Origin of the sequence: Pedobacter sp. JCM 36344 (assembly GCF_046546555.1) — a bacterium.
Taxonomy (GTDB): domain Bacteria; phylum Bacteroidota; class Bacteroidia; order Sphingobacteriales; family Sphingobacteriaceae; genus Pedobacter.
The window spans coordinates 1-3,294 of record NZ_JBKHKK010000034.1 but is presented as its reverse complement, the minus strand read 5'-3'; the positions used below and the strand labels follow the sequence as shown (position 1 = coordinate 3,294).

Here is a 3,294-nt window from a genome sequence, read left to right as displayed (position 1 = left end):
AGTTGTCTTTGTTTACAAACTCTTCCATGCTTCGCATTTGCATTTGAAATGTATCCTCAGGATGTAAAATAACACGAACAGTCAAAATAAAAAACAAATTATGACAGAAAAAAAAGGCGATTTTAAGTTAGTTGGAATAAAGCTTTACAGTAAAACAACGAACCAAAACTTGCAATCAAGTATAGATTGTGGCGAATTATGGAAAAAATTTGAAACAGATAAAATTTTCGATGTTATTGCGGACAAATTATCTAACGAAGTATATGCTGTTTACTTTGGCTATGAAAAAGACGAAACAACCCCTTTTTCATATTTTATCGGGTGTAAAGTAGAAAAAAATTCAGAAACGCCTAAAGAACTTGACGAACTAATGATACCAACTCAAGAATACAGCAAGTTTACTGCAAAGGGTGTTATGACGGGCTGTGTGGCGGATGCTTGGAAAAAAATATGGAATTCTGACACAGAACGAAAGTTTGGATTTGATTTTGAAGTATATGATGAAAGAAGTCAAGATTGGAGTAATGCAGAAGTAGATATTTATGTTTCGACAAGTGACCTCCCCCATAAAAACCTGGCCATTCTTAAGTAGAAAAATCAGGCAATTATTAATAGCTTAACATCACATAATTGCGATGAAAACAAGCAAATTTACGGAGGCACAGATCATATTTGCGATCAAACAAAATGAAACCGACCTCGCTGTTTCAGAGGTTTGTAGAAAAATGGGGGGTTAGTGAAGCCACTATCTACACTTGGAAGAAAAAGTATGGCGGCTTAGGCCTGACTGAATTTCGCAGGTTACGGCAATTGGAAGAAGAAAACTTTCAATTAAAGAAGCTGGTTGCTGATCTAAGTTTAGATAAACAGATGCTACAGGAGGTGAGTGCCTAAATACAAATTGGTTCCTATCCATGGAAGACGCTAAAGAAAAAATAGAAGAATGGCGCAATGAATATAACTCGTTCAGAACCCACAGTTCACTGAGTGGTCTGACTCCGAATGAGTTCATTGAAGCCTTAAATTAACGCCTGATTCTCTAGTTTTAACTGGCTAGTTTTGAGGAGGAGGTCAGTTTTATTCTTCTTAAGTTAGATCCGACTATCATAGTTGTGAATAGATTTAAAATCAAAACAAAAGTCATTATTATTTGTCTATTCTCAAGACTATTTGATTTTTCATAAAATCAGATATGTCATTAAGCCTTCTTTCATATTGTTATCAATCTTATTCTATTATGAAAACGACCACTTTAATTATTGGTGTCCTCACACTAACACTTAGTCTTTCAGCATGTCAAAATAATGCGTCTAAGACTGAAACGGATCATGCTTCTACGGATAGTATTGATATGCATATGGACTCCATGTCAATGAGTGGAGGTATGAAATCCGGAATGGATAAGATGATGAATGATATGCATCAAATGGAGATGACGGGAAATATTGACCATGATTATGCAATGATGATGAAGAGTCACCATCAGGCAGCAGTTGATATGGCCCAGGCAGAGCTTGAATCTGGGAGAGAAGAGAACTTAAAGCAAATGGCTCAAAAAATCATAGAAGCTCAAAAGTCACAAATTATTGAATTACAGTCTTTTCTTGATAATCATAAAAATCCTGTAAAAAATTATGATCCTGCTATGAAAGAAAAGGGATTTTCTAAAGTAATGGACCAGAATATGAACATGATGATGGATATGCCAAAAATGGATCAAAGCTCTTCAACCGACAAGCACTTTGTACAGATGATGATTCCTCACCACCAGAGTGCCATAATGATGGCCGAAGGATTCGTTCAATTTGGAAAAGATCCGGGACTTATTGCAATGGCTAAAAAAATAATAACAGGTCAGAAAATGGAAATTGAGCAGTTCAAAAAATGAACTGAATAGTCATAGAATAAAAAATCAAGATTATGTCACACCAGAAATTCCAGGACTGTATTGATGCTTGTGTAGCATGTGCAGTAGCTTGTAGTCATTGCGCTACCGAATGTTTAAAAGAAGAAAATACTAAAATGATGGTGCGGTGCATTCAGCTGGATCTTGAATGTGCTGCTATCTGCCGTTCAGCAGCTTAGGAAGTGAATACAGTGCTCACCTATGCAGGATATGCGCCGAAGCTTGTAATGCCTGTGCTGAAGAATGTGAAAAACATGCTGAAATGGGTATGGACCATTGTAAGGAATGTGCAGAAGCATGCCGTACATGCGCAACTGTTTGCGAACAAATGGCCACAGCTGTTTAGCTATTAAAGTAGATGTAGTTCAATGAGGCGGAAGAAAGAAAGATTTCTGGGACTTGCACGAAGCCCTGAACAAATACATTATTAATCACATGATAGATCTGCATCGGCAACGTTTCGAGTAGACACATGCTGAGGGCTTAATCCATCAAAACTTCACTAAATTCGAAGGAGGCGATGCAGACCCAGATCCTATTTGTCTGAGAAATAAAGAATGGATTTTCATTAAAGAAGACATTGAACAAGCTGTTGTAGATAGTTAATTTTTTTAGTCATATAGAATTATATCGATGTAACAGAATTCTGTGAACTTTAATAATAAATTGCATGATTTCTTCAAGAGTATTTCGCCGCCTAACATCCCGATTAATTAAAAAACGACCCTTTTTTGATAATAGGTAACAGGTTTGTTGACTTAGAAAACGAAGGATTTAAGTCCGTAATGTATTATGATTTAATTCTTTATTCTTATATTAAGACATGAAATATTTGAGATTTTATTACTTTTCTTTTTTGTATTTTTATAAGGATAAGCCACTTAACTGGGATTCGGAATACAGAAGTCTACTTCTCGTTTTGACTACCATAATTTTTACTTTGATCTTTATCCTGCTTATTATATACCCTAACTTACAAGGAATATATTCTTATGCAAAACTAGGTCTAATTGGATTATCTATACTTCTAGGTGTGATACTCCAATATACATTAATCGCAAGCGGCAAGTACAACCTTATTTTTCAAGAATTTGAAGATCATCCTATGAATACCAAATCAAGCAGAATTGCATGTTGGAGCATCTGGATTTTAACCTTTATTTCACCAATTATCTTAGCAGTCATTCAAAAAGTATATATACGCTGAAATGATGACAAATGGGCAGTGAAATTTAAGCCTTTTTTTAAAATACACTAGCAATAGTGTTTCAAGAAACTAACATTTAATATTGAATGTAAATCTACCTGTAGCCGTTGTAGTATCAATATGATCATGTAGGCTAACGAAATTAACTCCTTTTTCATCGAAAACAGCTACCAGATCTACC

Annotated in this window: 4 protein-coding genes and 1 pseudogene; all 5 read left to right on the top strand. The window is 35.2% G+C overall.

Annotated elements, in window-relative coordinates; all coding sequences use genetic code 11:
• The first annotated feature begins 100 nt into the window (after window positions 1-100).
• The 5 genes and pseudogenes from ACHFIZ_RS17785 to ACHFIZ_RS17765 all read left to right on the top strand — a co-directional run bounded on the left by ACHFIZ_RS17785 (window position 101) and on the right by ACHFIZ_RS17765 (window position 2,252).
• Entirely contained in the window at window positions 101-592 is a 492-nt protein-coding gene (locus ACHFIZ_RS17785) for a GyrI-like domain-containing protein (protein ID WP_410888299.1), read from the top strand.
• Window positions 593-635: 43 nt separating this feature from the next.
• Window positions 636-885, top strand: a pseudogene (locus ACHFIZ_RS17780) (transposase); the annotation flags it as partial.
• Between the two features lie 29 nt (window positions 886-914).
• Window positions 915-1,028, top strand: coding sequence for an integrase core domain-containing protein (locus tag ACHFIZ_RS17775; protein ID WP_410888297.1), 114 nt, complete (start codon window positions 915-917; stop codon window positions 1,026-1,028).
• Window positions 1,029-1,237: 209 nt separating this feature from the next.
• On the top strand, window positions 1,238-1,888 hold the full coding sequence (locus ACHFIZ_RS17770) for a DUF305 domain-containing protein (protein ID WP_410888295.1): 651 nt from the start codon (window positions 1,238-1,240) through the stop codon (window positions 1,886-1,888).
• Window positions 1,889-2,054: 166 nt separating this feature from the next.
• Entirely contained in the window at window positions 2,055-2,252 is a 198-nt protein-coding gene (locus ACHFIZ_RS17765; protein WP_410888293.1) for a four-helix bundle copper-binding protein, read from the top strand.
• Window positions 2,253-3,294: the final 1,042 nt, after the last annotated feature.